At 70.3% G+C, this 17150-nt stretch carries 17 protein-coding genes; 9 read left to right on the top strand and 8 right to left on the bottom strand.

What is annotated here, in order from left to right; all coding sequences use genetic code 11:
• Positions 1-120 precede the first annotated feature (120 nt).
• Positions 121-1395 carry a tryptophan synthase subunit beta gene (trpB, locus tag CBQ26_RS06770; RefSeq protein ID WP_088247779.1) on the top strand — a complete coding sequence of 425 codons (1275 nt, stop codon included), beginning with the start codon at positions 121-123 and terminating at the stop codon, positions 1393-1395.
• Complete coding sequence (gene trpA / locus CBQ26_RS06765) at positions 1392-2204, top strand: tryptophan synthase subunit alpha (protein WP_088247778.1); 813 nt, start codon at positions 1392-1394, stop codon at positions 2202-2204. Before trpB ends, trpA begins: the two co-directional genes overlap by 4 nt.
• A gap of 96 nt (positions 2205-2300) precedes the next feature.
• Here the strand turns inward: trpA and CBQ26_RS06760 are convergent, their stop codons facing one another.
• Positions 2301-3530, bottom strand: coding sequence for a sugar efflux transporter (locus CBQ26_RS06760; RefSeq protein ID WP_244897987.1), 1230 nt, complete (start codon positions 3528-3530; stop codon positions 2301-2303).
• Between the two features lie 79 nt (positions 3531-3609).
• Here CBQ26_RS06760 and pepF point away from each other — a divergent pair, with 79 nt between their 5' ends.
• From pepF to CBQ26_RS06745, 3 genes are all read left to right on the top strand, one after another.
• Entirely contained in the window at positions 3610-5421 is a 1812-nt protein-coding gene (gene pepF / locus CBQ26_RS06755) for an oligoendopeptidase F (protein ID WP_088247777.1), read from the top strand.
• 299 nt (positions 5422-5720) lie between these two features.
• Entirely contained in the window at positions 5721-5996 is a 276-nt protein-coding gene (locus CBQ26_RS06750) for a stage V sporulation protein S (protein WP_088247963.1), read from the top strand.
• Between the two features lie 163 nt (positions 5997-6159).
• A complete protein-coding gene (locus tag CBQ26_RS06745; RefSeq protein WP_088247776.1) occupies positions 6160-6843 on the top strand; it encodes a zinc metallopeptidase in 684 nt (227 codons plus the stop codon).
• A gap of 299 nt (positions 6844-7142) precedes the next feature.
• Here the strand turns inward: CBQ26_RS06745 and CBQ26_RS06740 are convergent, their stop codons facing one another.
• Both CBQ26_RS06740 and CBQ26_RS06735 read right to left on the bottom strand, forming a co-directional pair.
• On the bottom strand, positions 7143-7463 hold the full coding sequence (locus CBQ26_RS06740; protein ID WP_088247775.1) for a metal-sulfur cluster assembly factor: 321 nt from the start codon (positions 7461-7463) through the stop codon (positions 7143-7145).
• Positions 7460-7783, bottom strand: coding sequence for a rhodanese-like domain-containing protein (locus CBQ26_RS06735; RefSeq protein ID WP_229844032.1), 324 nt, complete (start codon positions 7781-7783; stop codon positions 7460-7462). Before CBQ26_RS06735 ends, CBQ26_RS06740 begins: the two co-directional genes overlap by 4 nt.
• 81 nt (positions 7784-7864) lie before the next feature.
• On the opposite strand from CBQ26_RS06735, the gene CBQ26_RS06730 reads away from it, so the two are divergent.
• Both CBQ26_RS06730 and CBQ26_RS06725 read left to right on the top strand, forming a co-directional pair.
• Positions 7865-8173, top strand: coding sequence for a rhodanese-like domain-containing protein (locus tag CBQ26_RS06730; protein ID WP_088247772.1), 309 nt, complete (start codon positions 7865-7867; stop codon positions 8171-8173).
• Positions 8174-8577: 404 nt separating this feature from the next.
• Positions 8578-10038 carry a class-III pyridoxal-phosphate-dependent aminotransferase gene (locus CBQ26_RS06725; protein WP_088247770.1) on the top strand — a complete coding sequence of 487 codons (1461 nt, stop codon included), beginning with the start codon at positions 8578-8580 and terminating at the stop codon, positions 10036-10038.
• 151 nt (positions 10039-10189) lie between these two features.
• Here CBQ26_RS06725 and CBQ26_RS06720 read toward each other — a convergent pair whose 3' ends face one another.
• Together CBQ26_RS06720 and CBQ26_RS06715 are read right to left on the bottom strand one after the other, a co-directional pair.
• Complete coding sequence (locus CBQ26_RS06720) at positions 10190-11482, bottom strand: aminotransferase family protein (protein ID WP_088247769.1); 1293 nt, start codon at positions 11480-11482, stop codon at positions 10190-10192.
• 105 nt (positions 11483-11587) lie between these two features.
• Positions 11588-12088 (bottom strand): DinB family protein, encoded by a 501-nt coding sequence (locus CBQ26_RS06715; protein WP_088247767.1) that lies wholly within the window; start codon positions 12086-12088, stop codon positions 11588-11590.
• 44 nt (positions 12089-12132) lie between these two features.
• On the opposite strand from CBQ26_RS06715, the gene CBQ26_RS06710 reads away from it, so the two are divergent.
• Positions 12133-12489, top strand: a complete 357-nt coding sequence (locus CBQ26_RS06710; RefSeq protein WP_229844031.1) for a DUF4180 domain-containing protein — start codon at positions 12133-12135, stop codon at positions 12487-12489.
• Positions 12490-12513: 24 nt separating this feature from the next.
• On the opposite strand, the gene CBQ26_RS06705 is transcribed toward CBQ26_RS06710, so the two are convergent.
• Complete coding sequence (locus tag CBQ26_RS06705; RefSeq protein ID WP_088247765.1) at positions 12514-14091, bottom strand: L-glutamate gamma-semialdehyde dehydrogenase; 1578 nt, start codon at positions 14089-14091, stop codon at positions 12514-12516.
• A 241-nt stretch (positions 14092-14332) separates the two neighbouring features.
• Between CBQ26_RS06705 and CBQ26_RS06700 the strand changes: the two genes are divergently transcribed.
• Positions 14333-14578 carry a hypothetical protein gene (locus tag CBQ26_RS06700; RefSeq protein WP_088247763.1) on the top strand — a complete coding sequence of 82 codons (246 nt, stop codon included), beginning with the start codon at positions 14333-14335 and terminating at the stop codon, positions 14576-14578.
• Positions 14579-14643: 65 nt separating this feature from the next.
• Here CBQ26_RS06700 and CBQ26_RS06695 read toward each other — a convergent pair whose 3' ends face one another.
• On the bottom strand, positions 14644-15021 hold the full coding sequence (locus tag CBQ26_RS06695) for a hypothetical protein (protein ID WP_088247761.1): 378 nt from the start codon (positions 15019-15021) through the stop codon (positions 14644-14646).
• A gap of 411 nt (positions 15022-15432) precedes the next feature.
• Positions 15433-16785 (bottom strand): S8 family peptidase, encoded by a 1353-nt coding sequence (locus CBQ26_RS06690; RefSeq protein WP_088247760.1) that lies wholly within the window; start codon positions 16783-16785, stop codon positions 15433-15435.
• Positions 16786-17150 lie beyond the last annotated feature (365 nt).

The following is a 17150-nucleotide window of genomic DNA, read 5'->3' as shown; positions in this document are numbered from 1 at the left end:
TCACGGTGCGGGCGGGGTGTCCGGGCCTGTCAGACGGAAACGGGCCGGAACGCCCGAACTTAGACGAGTTGTCTAAGTTTGCCTAACGGCCGTTCGGAGCGGCAGTTCTACCCTGCACCCATGTCCCTGACACTCCCCACCTACCCGCAACCCGACGGACGTGGCCGCTTCGGCCGCTTCGGCGGACGGTACGTGCCCGAAACGCTCATTCCCGCCCTCGACGAACTCGAACGCGCCTACGCCGCCGCCAAGGTGGACCCCGAGTACCTGAACGAACTCGACCGGCTGCTGCGCGACTTCGTGGGCCGGCCCAGCGGGCTGTACCTCGCCGAGCGCCTCACCGCCCACGCCGGCGGCGCGAAGATCTACCTCAAGCGCGAGGACCAGAACTACACCGGCGCCCACAAGATCAACAACTGCCTCGCGCAGGCCCTGCTCGCCAAACGCATGGGCAAGCAGCGCGTCGTCGCCGAGACCGGCGCCGGCCAGCACGGCGTCGCCAGCGCCACCGCCGCCGCCCTGCTGGGCCTGGACTGCGTGGTGTACATGGGCGCCGAGGACATCCGCCGCCAGGAACTGAACGTGTTCCGCATGAAACTCCTGGGCGCCGAGGTCCGCGAGGTCACCAGCGGCACCAGCACCCTGAAAGACGCCACCAACGAGGCCATCCGCGACTGGGTCACGAACGTCCGCGACACCTTCTACATCCTGGGCAGCGTCGTCGGGCCGCACCCGTACCCCGCCATGGTCCGCGACTTCCAGAGCGTGATCGGCGAGGAAGTCAAGGTGCAGCACCAGGCGCTGGAGGGCCGCCCCGTCCCGGACGCCATCGTCGCCTGCGTGGGCGGCGGCAGCAACGCCATCGGCATCTTCGCGCCGTTCGCGTACCTCCCGGACGGCGAGCGTCCCCGACTGATCGGCACCGAGGCCGCCGGTGAGGGCGTGGACTCCGGCCGGCACGCCGCGAGCGTCGCGGGCGGCCGCGTGGGTGTCCTGCACGGCGCCATGATGTACCTGCTGAACGACGACGAGGGCCAGATCGTCCCGCCGCACTCCATCAGCGCCGGCCTGGACTACCCCGGCATCGGCCCCGAACACTGCCTGTACTCCGAGACGGGCGTCGCCGAGTACGTGCCCGTCACGGACGCGCAGGCCATGGACGCCCTGCAACTCTGCACCCGCCTGGAAGGCATCATCCCGGCGCTGGAAACCGCGCACGCCCTGCACCACGCCGTGGAACTCGCGCGGACCATGCGCCCCGACCAGACGATCGTCGTGAACCTCTCGGGCCGCGGCGACAAGGACGTGGCCGAGGTCATGCGCCTGCTGTCCCTGCCCGCCGCTCAGAGCAGCGCGCCCGGCACCCTGCACGCCCGCCCGGAGGTCCAGGCATGAGCGCCCCCACCCCCCCCACCACGCCCGGCGCCGCGCGCCTGCACGCCGCCTTCGCCCGCGCCGCGCAGCAGGGCCGCGCCGCCTTCATTCCCTTCATGACCGCCGGCTACCCCACCGCCGAAGGGTTCCCCGCCGTCGCGGACGCTCTGCTGGAACGCGCCGACATCCTCGAGGTCGGCATTCCCTACAGCGCCCCCCTGGGCGACGGCCCCACCACCCAGCGGGCCAGCGAGCAGGCGCTGGGCGGCGGCACCAGCACCCGCCACACCCTGCGGCTGGTCCGGGACCTGCGCGCCCGGCACGACACGCCCATCGTGATCATGACCTACGTGAACCCCATCTACGCCGTCGGGCCGCGCGAATTCATGCGACTGGCCCAGGAAGCCGGCGTGGACGGCCTGATCCTGCCGGACCTGCCGCCCGACCAGGACCTGGAGATCGCGGACCTGGCCGCCGAGCACGGCATCGCCGTGACCTTCCTGATCGCCCCGACCAGCACCCCGGAACGCGTGAAACTCGTCTCGGAGGCCTGCACGGGCTTCCTGTACGCCGTCAGCGTGACCGGCGTGACCGGCGCCCGCGAGGGCTCCGCGCTGGGCGAGGTGCCCGCCATGCTGGCCCTGGCCCGCCAGTACGCCCAAGTGCCGGTCGCCGTGGGTTTCGGCGTGAACGACGCCCAGACCGCCCAGCAGGTCGCGCGGGTCGCGGACGGCGTGGTCGTCGGCAGCGCCTTCATCAATGCCGTGCGCAACGGCCAGGATGTCGGGGCACTGGCCGCCAGCATCGCGGACGGCTGCCGCAAGAGCTGAACAGATTGACAGCAGCCGGGCCGCGTGGAGGATTCCCACGCGGCCCGGTACCTCCCAGATGGAACGGCTCTGCAAACCATTTCATCCGGGTGCGTTTCAGGCGGGCAGGCTGCGGGCGGGGCGGCGGTTGTTGAGGGTCATCACGCCCCAGGCGACCAGGGACAGGGCGGCGCACACGAGGAACACGCTGCGGTACCCGAAGGCCTGCGCGACCGCGCCGGACGTGATGCCGCTGAGCATCGCGCCGACGGAGGACGTGTTCGCGTACAGGGTGGTGGCGGCCCCGAAGCGGCCGGGCATCAGGGTCTGGAAGTACGTCATGCCCAGGCCCGCCAGGATCGCCAGGACGACGGCCCGCACGACCTGCGCGGCGATCAGGGCGGCCATCCCGCCGGCCAGCACGACCAGCGCGAAGTGCAGGACGAACAGGCCCATCCCGGCGGCGATCAGGACCGGTACGCCCGGCAGGCGGCGCCACGTGACCAGCGCCAGCATGACCGGGATTTCCAGCAGGGCGCACAGCCCGACAAGCAGGCCCACCTCGCCGGCCGTGCCGCCCAGGGTCTTGGTGACGAACAGCGGGAACATCGCCATGCCCATGTGCATGCTCATGCCGTACAGCACGAACGCGGCGGCGCCCCAGGCGATCAGGGTGCGCGGAACGGCGGGCGGCGCGGCGACCGGCGCCGAGCCGGGGGGGGGTTGCGGGCGGCGGCCCGGCACGCGGATCAGGGGCGCGGCGGCCAGGGCGAAGCAGGCGGCGGCCGCCAGGAAGACGGCGTGGTAGCGGTCCTCGCCCAGCAGCGCAGCGCCCAGACCGGGGCCGACCACCCATGACAGGCTGAACACGCTGCGCAGCAGGGTCATGGCGCGTTCGGCCAGTTCGCCCGGCGTGCCGTTCAGGCTGGCCCGCGCGAACGAGAACACCTGCGGGAACGCGGCGGCGCCCAGTGACAGCAGCAGCGACCCGATCAGCAGCAGGCCCGCGAAGTTCGGGGTGACGGCGATCAGGGCGTACGCGGCGGTCCCGGCGGCCAGGGTGAGCAGCAGGATGGGTTTGCGGTTGGGCAGCCGGTCGCTCCAGCGGCCCAGCAGCGTGGCGACCAGCACGGCCGACACGGCGTTCACGGTCAGGAACACCCCGAGTTGCAGCGGGGTCATGCCGGCGCGGTTCACGGCGTACAGCGCGAGGTACGGGACGGCCAGCGACAGTCCGAAGCCCAGCAGAAAGACGCTCAGGGCCAGTCCGGCGGCGTGCGGGAGGCGCAGCATGGCGCCCAGGCCCTCAAGGCCGGACGGGGCGGTGGGGGTCGCGGGGGTGGTCATGCGGGGGTCCGTCCATTCATCCGGACCACTGTAAGCCCGCCGCGCCGGAACGGACCGTGAGGAGGTGCTAGCCTCCGGCATGACCCCTGAATCGATCAAGGAGCTGCCGCGCCGGCAGGACGTTCCCCGTGAGCAGACCTGGGACATCGAGGCCCTGTACGCCACGCCCGAAGCCTGGGACGCCGACGAGGCAGGCATCGCGGCCGGCGTGGACGCCCTGGCCGGCCATGCCGGCCGTCTCGGGACGCCGGAGGGTCTGCTGGCGTACCTCGCGGCGGCCGACGAGGTCGAACTGCGCCTCACGCGATTCATGTCCTACGCCGGCATGACCGCCAGCGTGGACGGCCGGGACGCCGTGGCCGCCGCGCGCCGCGACCGCGCCAGTGGCCTGGGCGCCCGCTATGGCAGCGTGACTGCCTTCTACCGCCCGGAACTCCTCGCGCTGGACGAGGCGACGGTGCGCGGCTGGCTGGATCGCCCGGACTTCGCGGACCAGCGCGTGCGGCTCGAACGCATCCTGCGCGGCAAACCGCACGTCCGCAGCGCCGAGGTCGAGGAACTGCTGGGCGCGGTGCAGGCGCCCTTCGCGTCCGAACGCGGCATTCACCCCACCCTGGCGAACATGGACCTGCGTTTCGGCACGGCGGGCGGCGAGAAGATCACGCAGGGGAACGTGGACCGCCTGACCTCCCACCCGGACCGTGAGGTGCGCCGCGAGGCCTGGGAGAACTACGCCGACGCGCACCTCGCTGCGCAGCACTCGCAGGCCGCCATGTACGCCACGAACATCCGCCAGAGCGTCTTCCTGGCCCGCGCCCGCCGCTACCCGGACGCCATCACGGCCTCCCTGGCCCCGGACCGCATCCCGACCGACGTGGTCACCACCCTGCTCGACACGTACCGCGCCAACACCCCGGTCTGGCACCGCTACTGGCGGGTGCGCCGCGAGTGGCTGGGCCTGAACGAACTGCGCGAATTCGACGTGAAGGCCGCCCTCGTCGAGCCGCGTCAGGTCAGCTACGGACAGGCCGTGGACTGGATCTGCCAGGGCATGGCCCCGCTGGGCGAGGCGTACGTGACCGACATGCGCGCCGGCCTGACCACCGAACGCTGGGTGGACTACGCCGAGAACGACGGCAAACGCCAGGGCGCGTACAGCAACGGCGGCGGGCGCGTCAAACCGTTCATCTTCATGACCTGGAACGGCACCATGAACAGCTACAGCACCCTGGCGCACGAGATCGGGCACTCCATGCACTCGCTGCTGTCCATGCGCGAACACCCGTACTCGGTGCCGCGCTACACGCTGTTTCACGCCGAGGTCGCCAGCAACTTCGATCAGGCGATGGTGCGCGCCCACCTGCTGAAACAGGCCCGCGAGAGCGGCGACACGACCTTCGAGGTGCAGATCATCGAGGAGGCCCTGTCGAACTTCCACCGGTACTTCTTCATCATGCCGACCCTGGCCGCCTTCGAACTCGAAGCGTACCGCCGCGTCGAGGCGGGCGGCACCCTGAGCGCCCCGGACCTGAACACCCTGACCGCCGACCTGCTCGCCCAGGGCTACGGCGACGGCGTGACCATGGACCGCGAACGCAGCGGCAGCCTGTGGGCGCAGTTCAGCACCCACCTGTACGCGAACTTCTATGCGTACCAGTACGCGACCGGTATCAGCGCCGCGCACCAGCTGCTGGAAACCTTCGCGGGCGACCCGGACGCCGCCCGTGAGAACTACCTGCGGTTCCTGCGTTCCGGCGGCAGCCAGGATCCCATCGACGCGCTGCGCGAGGCCGGCGTGGACATGCTGAGCCCCGCGCCCGTCCAGGCGACCTTCCGCACCCTGGAAGGCTACGTGGCCCGCCTGGAAGAACTGCTCGCGCAGCGCCGCTGACACGGACTGCCGTTTGTTTCGCCGACAACCCGGTGCGTGAGCGGGTGCAGGGCGAAACAGTCGGCAGTCCGCGCAACCCGGCCCCACCGCAACTGGCCCACGTTCGACCGCTGCCGGAGGCATGCAGGAAAATCCCTGCGTGGCTCCGGTTTCTTCGCGCAGGCGACCCGCCGGGTGAAGGCCAGTCCGGGAAGGCCCCCAGCGGGGGCAATGGCGACCCGTCACCGGGGGAATTGTATTGACCAATTTGATGAACATAGAATGAACGAGCTTTGAGCTTCAGAGAGGAGAGTCCCATCTTGGAAACCCTGCGTGTCTCCGGCACTTCACGTCCCAACGCCATCGCTGGTGCCATCGCCGCGCTACTGCGCTCGCAGGGGCAGGTGGAAATGCAGGCCATCGGCCCGGCCGCCGTCAACCAGGCGGTCAAGGCGCTGGCCATCGCCCGCGGCTACCTCACCGGCGACCAGCTCGACCTCGTCACCCAGCCGGAATTCGTGAAGCTGGAAACCCCCCAGGAGGAACGCACCGCCGTGAAGTTCACGGTCCGCGCCATCCCCGCCGCTCCGGCCTGAACCTGCACGTCCCGCAGGCCCGGTGCGGCTGCCGGGCACGCTCCCGACTGCGTGCGGGGCCGTTCAGTGCTAGGGGCATCACCGTTCCGTGCGCGGAACCTGAATGCCGTCTCATAAAATCTGAGTGCATGGCACTTAGATTGAAGGCAGGAGGAAGCGCCCCATGGAATTCTTAGGTCCCTACACACCCCTGATCCTGCTGGTGTTCGTCGCGTCCATGCTGATTCAGGGCTACCTGACCCGCACGTACAGCCGCTGGAGTCAGGTCCGTAACCCCCGCAACCTGACCGGCGCCGACGTTGCCCGCCTGATGCTCGACGCCAACGGCCTGAACCACGTGCCCGTGAACGCCGTTCCCGGCAACCTGAGCGACCACTACGACCCCATCCGCAAGACCGTCAACCTCAGCCAGGGCGTGTACGGCGTCCCCAGCGTGAGCGCCATGGCCGTCGCGGCGCACGAGGTCGGGCACGCCATTCAGGACAAGGTGCGCATGCCCGCCCTGCTGCTGCGCGGCCGGCTCGCCGTTCCACTGAGCCTCGGCATGAACCTCGCCCCGTGGCTGCTGATGGCCGGCATCGTCCTGCAACTCACGGGCCTGATCTGGGTCGGCGTGATCCTGTTCGGCGCGGCGCTGCTGTTCCACCTCGTCACGCTACCTGTCGAATTCGACGCCAGCCGCCGCGCCCTGGCGTACCTGGATACCCACAACCTGACCGGCAGCCCCGAAGGTCAGAAGGGCGCGCAGGCCGTCCTGACCGCCGCCGCCCTGACCTACGTGGCCGGGTTCGCCATGGCCCTCGCGCAGTTCCTGAACGTCCTGGGCATGGCCCGCAACCGCAGCTGAGCCGCGCACACCCCGACGCAGGCAGCCCCCGACACCATAGGTCGGGGGCTGCTGCTGCGTGCTGGTCCGGAACCCGCTGGAACTCCTACCCGCTCTGCGGCACGGCTCTGCGAGTCCGCCCGGATTGAGGGGCATTGGCAGCCCGTTCAATCGGAGTCCGGATCAGACGGATTCCGTTTGTTTCGCCAACAATCCGGAACTTCACCGTCCCTGCCGGCTCCACGTCCGGAACCCGTCTCTCTCCTACTCGCTCCGCTCGGATTGAACAGGCTTTGCCGCCCATTCAATCGGAGTCCGTATCAGACGTTGAAGCCGAACATCCGCATCTGGCGTTTGCCGTCCTCGGTCATCTTGTCCGGACCCCATGGCGGCGTCCACACGAATTCCACGTTCACCTCGGACACACCGTCCAGGCGGCCGACGGCCATCTCGGCGTCCGCGCGGATCAGGTCCTGCACGGGGCAGCCCACGCTGGTCAGGGTCATGGTGATGTCGATCAGGCCGCCCTCGGCGATGTCCACGCCGTAGATCAGGCCCAGGTCCACCACGTTCACGGGGATTTCCGGGTCCTTGACGATCTTCAGGGCTTCGAGCACCTGCTCCTCGGTGGGCAGCGTCACTGGCGGACCTCCAGGCCGGTCCCGGTGGGCAGGCCCTCGTTCGCCCAGGCCAGGGTGCCCCCGGCGAGGTTCACGACCTGCGAGTACCCCTGCGCTTTCAGGTACTCGCCGGCGCGGGCGCTGCGGGCGCCGCTGCGGCAGATCATGACCAGTTCACGGTCTTTGGGGAGTTCCGAGAAGCGCGCCTCGAACTCGCTCAGGGGGATCAGCGTGGCGCCCTCGGCGTGCACTTCCTCGAACTCGTTCGGCTCGCGAACGTCCACCAGCAGCGCCCCGGCCTGCACGCGGCGCTGCCCTTCCTGCGGAGAGATGTCTTCCATGCGGGCCAGCATAGCCGAGAGCGGACGCGCGAATGTGCCCGCCGCCCCCGACCCGCCCCCCGCGCCCCCTATGCTGCCCCCATGACCCCGCCCGATTCGCTCCCCGCCGGCGTGACCCTGATCGACCTGCGCCCCGAACCGCTGCGCCGCCCGCTCCTGCCGGACCTGACCGCCCACGCCGTGCGGGTCGTGAGTCTGGACGACATCGAGAACGGCGCGCACGGCCTGACCCGTGACCTGGGGCCGCTGCTGGTCGTGTGCGAGCGGGGCGTGCGCAGCGCCCTGGCCGCCCGGTACCTGCGCGCCGACGGTCTGGACGCCGACGCGTACCCCGGTGGCGTGCCGGCGCTGCTGGCGGCACTGGCGGCACTGGCGACGGCCGGTTCCTGATACGGACTCCGATTGAATGGGCTGCAGAGCCCGCCGGGTCCGAGCGGATGCGATTCGGAGAGCTGCCCCGCAGAGTGGGAGAAGGGCGTGTTCCGGACGTGGAGCCAGCAATCCGGTGACGTTCCGGATGGTTGGCGAAACAAACGGCAGTCCGTATGACCAGTGGTGCGGACACTGCTCCAGCGCCAGAGGGGACAAGCACGGAACACGTCTTCTGTCACGCCATTCCTGTTCACCCCCTCCCAGCCTCCCCCCTCGAAGGGGAGGGGTCAACACGGCGTGTTCATCGCTGGTCTGCCCTGAAGCCATGAACCTGTCCGCACCATTGATGACAGCCGAGTTCCTCACGGCCGGGCGGGACGCGGGGGGCGCGTCTCACGCGCCGCGCGGCTAGACTGCTGGGCATGTCAGCCCTGCCCCCCGGTTTCATCCCGACCAGCGACGTCCTCGAAGGGCGTCTGAGCGGCGCGGACGTCCGCCGCCTGGAACTCGCGTACGGCAACGAGGAACTCCTGTACGGCCTGGACGTCCTCGGCCTCGCCGGGCCGTTCAGCCGCGTCACGCCCTGGGAACTGGAGGACGAGCGGGGCGTGCGCCGCATCAACGCCAGCGGGTACGCCGCCACGCCCTTCGGAGAGATGCCGCCTGCCATCACGGACTTCATGCAGGCGTTCCTGCGGGAAAACCGCGCCATGGGCCTCCCGCAGCAGAGCACCGGCCCGTGGCGCGCTGCCCTCCAGGCGAACCTCGTGCGGCTGCTGGCCCGCGAACTGCCCAGCCACGCGGACAGTCAGGTGTTCTTCTGCTCCAGCGGCACCGAGGCCATCGAGGGCGCCCTGAAATTCGCCAAGGCCTGGAGGCCAAAAGCGAAATTCCAGATCTCGTTTGCCAGCGGGTACCACGGCAAGACGCTCGGCAGCCTGAGTCTCACGCCGAACCCCGAGTACCAGGACATCTTCCGGCCCCTCGTGCCGGGCGCGCTGACCAGCCCCTACGGCGACCTGGACGCCCTGCGCAGCCTGATCCGCCGCGTCGGCCCCGGCAACGTGGGCTGCGTGGTCATCGAACCCATCCAGGGCGAGGGTGGCGTGAACATCCCGCCCGCCGGGTTCCTGCGCGGCGTCGGGGAACTGTGCCGCCAGCACGGCATCACTGTTATCGCCGACGAGATCCAGACGGGCCTGGGCCGCACCGGCCACTGGTTCGAGTCGGCCGCGCAGGGCCTGGACGCCGACATCATCACGCTCGCCAAACCCCTGGGCGGCGGCATGACCGCCGTGGGCGCCACCATCGTCCGCGCGCCCATCTACAAGAAAATGCTGGGCGGCCTGAGCAGCAAACGCCACAGCAACACCTTCGGCGGCGGCGCCCTCGCCATGGCCGTCGGCATGAAAAGCCTGGAGTACCTGATCGAGAACGACCTGCCCGCCCGCAGCGCCCGCCTGGGCGAACAGGGCCTCGCGCGCCTCCAGGCCCTCCAGGCGCGCTTCCCGAAACTGCTTCAGGCAGTGCGCGGCCAGGGCATGCTGTTCGCCCTGCAATTCCAGCCGATGGTCGGCGTGCCCCTGCCCGGCCCCCTCAAGGAACTGGTGTTCGAGGCGACCGCCATCCTCGCGCTGCGCGAACTGCACGGCGCGGGCGTCATGGCGAACCTCAGCCTCAGCAGCAAACGCACCGTGCGCCTGACCCCCGCCCTGGACATGCCGCAGGACGTGTTCGACACCATGTTCGACCGTGTGGAGGCCTTCGTGCAGACCCACCCGAACGCCCGCGACCTGCTGACCCGCACGCCCCCGCAGGTCACAGCCCGCCTCGCCGCGTTCGCCGCCAGCAAACCCAAGAAACGCACGCCCAGCGACGGGTAAAACGGACTCCGATGGAATGGTTTGCAAAAACCGTTCCATCGGAGCGGATGCGAGTGGGAGCCGGGCGGGTTCCGGGAGCGGAGTTGGTAAATCGGTGCTTTCCCGATCTGTCAACGAAGCAGACGGAACCCGCTTGGCAGGTACCGCTGCCTCACAACCCGCGTGCCAGCGCCGTGTCCAGCCGCTCCAGCAGCAGCGTGACCTCGGCGGGTGTGATGCTCAGGGGGGGGCCCAGCAGCAGGTGGTCGCCGCGCACGCCGTCCAGGGCGCCGCTGCCGGGGTACGTGAGCAGCCCCGCTTCGCGCGCGGCGGCGGCGACCCGTTCGGCTGCGCCGGGGGTCGCGTGCGGCTGTCCGGTGGCGGGGTCGCCCAGGATCACGCCCAGCAGCAGCCCGTGTCCGCGCACGTCCAGCACGCCGGGGTGGCGGCCCTGCAGGGCACGCAGGCCGTCCAGCAACTGCGCCCCGCGTTCCTGCGCGGCCCGCACCAGTTTCTCGCGCTGTACGATGTCCAGCACGCTCAGGCCCGCCGCCACGCTGACCGGGTGCCCGGCGTACGTGAAGCCGTGCTTGAACGCGCCGCTGCCGTTCATGACCGTGTCGAACACCGCCCCCGAGGCCATCACGCCCGCCAGGGGCGCGTACCCGGCGGCCAGTCCCTTGCCCAGCACCACGAGGTCCGGCGTGACCTGCGGGTCGTGCAGGCGCACGGCGAGTGGCGCCCCGCAGCGGCCCATGCCGCTCATGACCTCGTCCGCGATGAACAGCACGCCGTACTCCCGGCAGATCGCCGCGATGTGGGCGTGATACCCGGCGTTCGGGGCGAGCGCCGCGTCCGACGCGCCCACCACCGGCTCGCACATGAACGCCGCGACCGACTCCGGCCCGACCTCCTCCAGCAGGGTGCGCAGGCGTTCGGCGTCGGCCTCACCGCTCAGGGACGGGTCGGGTTTCGGCAGTTTCGGCCATGCGTCCGGGCGCATCAGCGGGGCGTACACCTCGCGCCGCGCGCCCATGCCCGACGCGGCCAGCGCACCCAGGCTCGCGCCGTGGTAACTGGGAACGCGCGTGATCACCCGGAAGCGCTCCGGTTCGCCCCGCTCGACGTGGTACTGCCGCGCCAGCTTGATGGCACTCTCGTTCGCCTCGGACCCGCCCGACACCGCCCAGAACCGGTAACCGGGCAGGTTCAGGAACCCGGCCAGCCGCGAGGCGTACGTTTCGAGCACGTCACTGGAGAACTGCGAGCCGTGCACGAACGCCAGCCGCGCCGCCTGCTCCGCCATCGCCTGTGCCACCTCGGTGCGCCCGTGCCCCACGTTCGCCACGAGCGCCCCGGACGACCCGTCCAGGTACGAGCGACCCTGATCGTCCTGAATGAACACCCCGTGGGCGGAAACGGCGGTCGGGTACGACTTGCGGCTGCGGTAGAACACGTTCGACATGGGCTGGGTTCCTTGTGCGCGAAGAGAGAGTGGAAGAAGCGTGGGGGGTGGTTTATGAACGAGTCGGCTGCGCCCTGTTCTGCGCCGGAGGCCGGGCGGCCGCGCTCACCACGTGTCGCCCCCACCGGCGGGCGGCCAGGCGTTCAGGGCCTGCCGGACCGTCACGACCTGTCCGAAGTGATGCGCGGTGTGCAGGGCCATGTCGGCCAGCAGTTCCCCGATGGTTTCCTCGTGGTTCACGGGGTTGGCGAGGTCCGGGCGGGCGGCGTGCGGGTCGATGCGGGCCAGCAGTTCGTAGAATTCGTTCTTCACGCGCGGCCAGTCCTCGCTGCTCACGGCGGGCCAGGTGTCGGCGGCGTGCTTCGGGTAGGGTTGAGCCTCGCCCATCTCGATGATGTCCAGCATCCAGCGGTTCCACCAGTTGATGTGCGCCACGAGTTCCGCCACCGAGTGCGGCAGGCCGACCGGGCGGGTGGTGGCCGTGTCGGCGTCCAGGCTGCTCAGGGACGCCTCGACGCCCACGAAGGCCTGCCCACCCCGGAACAGTTTGGGCAGCAGGCGCGCGAAGGCCATCTGGGTTCGTTCAGTGCGGTTAGGATCGGTCATGGGGCCAGTGTTCCAGAAAAATCCGTGGGGTGGAGGTCATGGGAGTGCCGGAGAATCATCATGAACAGCAGATCGGCGGGGTCCGGACCCTGAGCGAACTGGGCCTGCGCCTGCCGGACGCCGGGGCGATCCGCGAGGTGCTGGGCGCGGCGTACTCCCTGGACGGCCTGATCGTGCAGGAGGCGGACCTCGACCCGGCGTTCCTGAACCTGCGCAGCGGACTGCTGGGTGAACTGTTCCAGACGTTCAGCAACCACCGCCTGCCGCTGGCCCTGGTCGTGCCGGAACCGGCGCGGCACGGCGAACGCTTCGCGGAACTTGCCCGCGAGCACGCCGGGCACGCCCTGATCCGTCTCCTGCCGACCGTGGAGGCCGCGCGGGAGTGGCTGGCGCGGGCCTGACGCCCGTGCCGCGCCCCGTTCCCGTCAGTAGCGCTGCGCCACCGTCTTGGTCTGAAGGAACCAGAACAGGTAGTCGGGGCCGCCGACCTTGGCGTTCGTGCCGCTCATGCCGTACCCGCCGAAGGCGTGCGTGCCACTCAGGGCGCCCGTGCACTTGCGGTTGATGTACAGGTTCCCCACGTGCATGTCGCGGCGGGCCACCGCGATCTTGTGCGGGTCGCGCGAGTAGAACGCGGCGGTCAGGCCGTACTCGGAGTCGTTCGCCAGTTCGATGGCGTGTTCCCAGTCGCGGGCGCGGGTGAAGGTCAGGACCGGCCCGAAGATCTCCTGCTGGAACAGCGGATCGGCCGGGTCCACGTCCGCGAACAGGGTGGGGGAGACGTACCCGCCCACGCGGTCCCCGGTGTCGGGCGTGTCTCCGCCCAGCACCAGCCGCGCGGTCGTGCGGCCCGCCTCGACAAACTGCGCGATGCGGTCGGCGCTGCCCTGGTGAATGACCGGGCCGACGGCGGCGTTCTCCTCGGGCAGACCGACCTTCAGCGCGCGGGTCTTCTCGGTCACGCGGGCCAGCAGGTCGTCGTACACGCTGTCTTCGGCGATCACGCGGGAGCAGGCGCTGCACTTCTGCCCGCTGTACCCGAACGCCGCCTGCACGATGCCGGTCGCGGCGGCCTCGATGTCCGCGTCCGCGCACACGACCGTGGGGTCCTTGCCGCCCATCTCGGCGATCACGCGCTTGAGCCACCGCTGGCCCGGCTGCACCCGCGCGGCCCGCTCGTAGATGCGGCAGCCGATCTCCTTGCTGCCGGTAAAGGCGATCATGCGCACGCCCGGATGGTCCACCAGCGGGTCGCCCAGCACGTCGTCCGTGCCGGTCAGGAACTGCACGGCGTTCCGGGGCAGGCCCGCCTCGAACAGCAGCTGAACCATCAGGTACGACGAGAGCGGCGTCTCGCCAGCCGGTTTCCACAGCACCGTGTTCCCGGCCGCCAGCGCGCCCAGCGCCATGCCCAGCGGAATCGCGCTCGGGAAGTTCCACGGGCTGATGCAGGCCACCACGCCCAGCGGCTCGTACATGGTCGTCACGTGCTCGTCCGGCATGGGGTACACGGCCTTGCCCTGCGCCCAGCGCAGCGTTTCACGCGCGAAGACCTCGAAGTGATCCACCGACTCGGCCACCTCGCCGTCGGCCTCGGCCCAGTTCTTGCCGTTCTCCAGCGTCATGACCGCGTTGAATTCCATTCTGCGCGCGCGCAACAGCTCGGCGGCCCGTTTGAAGATGCTGGCGCGTTGCAGCGGCTCGGTGCGGCGCCACTCCAGGAAGGCAGCCTGCGCCGCCGCCACCGCCTCATTCAGTTGCGCGGGCGTGGCGTTCTGGAAGTGCCACAGTGTCTCGCGGGTGTCGGCGGGGTTGCGCACGGCGAAGGTGCCGCTCCCCTGGGCGTCCTGCCCGGCGACGATCAGCGGGAACGTGCGGCCCGCGTACGCCTCGCGCACGGCCCGGAAGGCGTCGCGCTGACGGGCGGCGACCGCCTCGTCCTGAAAGGTGTGGTACGGCTCGTGCTCGAAAGGCAGCAGGCCTTCCAGATGGGTGGTGGTCATCGGTCTCCTCGGGGTCGTGCAGGGTTGAAGTGCCGTGAGGCTAACACGCCACGCATGGGGGCGTAAACACGCTGTCAGACGGCAGAAATACGGCGCGCGCGCCTGAGCGGCAGGTCCGGTAAGGGCTCAAAACCTTGCATACGAAAGGTGAACTTCCGGGTCCTGACCGTCAGTCACGCCGTGGTCACGCCCCACCCCTCACCCTGAACCCGTCCCCCCACCCCCGACAGGAGGCCCCGCCATGCACGTTCCCGGTCCGCACGTCCCCACCCTGCCCAGCGGCACCCACCCCATCGGCAACTACCGGATGCACCCCGACCCCGGCAGCGGCCACTACCGCATCCAGGTGCAGTGCGCCGGCCACTGGCACGCCGTCACCCACCCCCCCGGCGAGGAACACCTGCTGCTCACGCTGCTCCAGAGCCCCTTCGCGGCCGTGCAGGACGGCTGGATCACCGCCGCCCGCTCACCCCTGGGCAGTCACTGATGGATTCCGGGCGGCCCCTCTGCGAGTCCGTCTCATTCCTGCGGGGATCCCCGTTCCGGCTGTGGTCAGGGCGTCACGTCCACCTGTCCCGATCCCACGATCAGCCGCGCCACCCCGGAGGCCCGCAGAGCGACAGGCTCACGGTGCAGGTGCCCCGGCACGCTCACCTCGGCGTGACGCACGCCGTCCGGCAGCGGCACCTGCCACGACTCGTGCGGCCACAACACCCGGCGGCTCAGGCACCGCCCGTCCGGCAGGCACACCCGCACCCCCGACAGGACCGCGCCGGAACGGTTCGCGATCCGCAGTCCCTCCGGCGCCTGAAACAGCAGTTGCCCCCACGCGCCCAGCGTCAGGGCGGCCAGCAGCACGGTCAGGGCGGCGGGCGCAACCTCGGACCGTCCGGGCACGGCCGAGGTGGAGGGAGGCAGGTGGGCGCTCATACCGGCCAGCGTGTCAGGAATTCTTCTGCGGCGCGTCAGCCATTCGGACGAGCCCCGGCCGCCCGGCGCGCAGGAGGCCGGGAACAGGTCGTCATACGGATTCCGTTTGTTTCGCCAACAATCCGGAACCGCACCGGATTGCCGGCTCCACGTCCGGAGGGGCGTTTCTCTCCTTCTCTGCGGGGCAGCTCTCCGAGTCGCATCCGCTCGGACCCAGCGGGCTTTGCAGCCCATTCAATCGGAGTCCGTATCAGCTGGACATGGGTTTGGGGCGGGTGTCCTTCCAGATCCCCCGGCTGGCCGCCTGCACGGGCGCGGGCTGCGCGCCGCCCAGCGCGGGCGGCCACCACGCGGCCGGTGGGGCCGTCACCCCGGATTGCGGCGCCCTGTCGCCCGCCTGCGTGCCGCCCATCAGCGGTACCGGCCCACGAAAGCCCCGACGTTCAGGACACCCTGCCCCAGCTTGCCCTTGAACAGCAGGTCCGGGCTGGGCGTGGCGGTCAGGCGCAGGTTCGCGGCGATGTTCGCGGGGCTCAGGCTGGCCGCGCCGGTCGACAGGGCCAGCGCCGCCGCCCCCGACACCGCCGGAGCGGCGAACGACGTGCCAGAAGCGTACGCCAGTCGGCTGTCCGGGTAACTGGTGATCACCTTCTCGCCGGGCGCGGTGAGGGACATGCCCACGCCGTACGTGGAGAAGGAGGACTTCAGGCCCTTCAGGTTCACGCTCCCAATGCCCAGCAGGCCGCTGTCCGCCGTGAACTTCCCGGTCGTGAGGTTCTGGGCGGGGAACACCATGCCTTCCGTGCCGCTGTTCCCGGAGGAATTCACGACCACGACACCCCGCGCGATCGCCGCGCCGATCATGGTGTTCAGCGCCGCCGAGTCCGTATCGGAGCCGAGGGACAGGTTGATCACGCGCGCTCCACTGGCCACCGCGCGGTCCATGGCCTGCAGGACCCGCGACATCTGCCCGCGCCCGTTGGGATTCAGGACCCGCAGCGGCAGGATCTCGGCGTTCGGCGCGACCTGCAGCACCACGCCACTCACGGCCGTGCCGTGACCGTACTTCCGGACGCCGCTGACCGGCAGTTCCTCCTGCGGGATGGCGTCGCCGCCCACGTAATCCCAGGCGCCCACCGTGTCGATCCGGCCGCGCAGCAGCGGGTGGTTCAGGTCGATGCCGGTGTCGATCACGGCGACCTTCACGCCCCGCCCGAGTTCTGGGACCAGCCGGTGGGCCGCCTGGAGGTTGATCGCGGTCCAGTACTCCTGGGTGCTGGCCCAGTCGCGGGGCGTGAGGAAGGTGCTGCCGCCCGCCCACGAGGTTGCTCCGCCGGCCCAGGTGGTCGCGCCGCCCGCCCAGGTGGTCGCGCCCAGGCCGCCGGTGGTTCCTTCTGCCGCAGTGTCGTTCAGGGCTTCCAGTTCCTGATCGATTTCCAGCGTCACCCCCTGGGCATTCACGCCCAGCGCCCGGAGCCCCTGGCTGCTCAGGCCGGCGGCCTTCAGGGTGGCCGGAACCGACAGCAGAGCGTACCCGCTGTCCGGCTGGAACGCGATGATCTGCGCGCTGGGCATCGCGCCGCGCAGGGCCGCCTCGGTCACGTCCGGCCCGATCCGGACCGTGGCGATCTGACCGCCGGAGGCCAGCGGCGCCGGTGCGGGCAGCGCACTCTGCACCGGCGCGGTCCGCTGACCGCAGGCGGCCAGTGACAGCGCGGCGGCAAGCAGGGTCAGGCGGGACAGGACGGTCGTGTTGATCTTCATGATGCTTCCTCCACTCTCCGGCAGCGACCCCCGGCACGGCGGGCAGTCTGGGAGCTTCTGGAGCCCAGTGTGCGCGGCCAGTGTGACGCTCCCGAGACAGCCGGACTCCCTGCCGGGTGCCCCCGCCGGGTGAGATCCAGCGCGTACTGGTCGGCGCAGGGCGGAGGGTCGGCCGCTGCGTGTCACGAAAAGTCACAGAACGGAGTTTTATGACAGCGGGACTGCACGCGGGTGCAGGCCGGAGGGCCGGCCGCGCGGGATGCGACCCGGTCCCGCGCGTCGTTCACATCGTTTTTCGGTTGTTCAACCTGCTGCGCAGCTCTGCGGGTGCGCTCGATTCAGAAAGACCGGTGGATACCCTCAGC

Origin of the sequence: Deinococcus indicus (assembly GCF_002198095.1) — a bacterium.
Taxonomy (GTDB): Bacteria; Deinococcota; Deinococci; order Deinococcales; family Deinococcaceae; genus Deinococcus; species Deinococcus caeni.
This window is presented reverse-complemented; position numbering and strand designations above follow the sequence as displayed.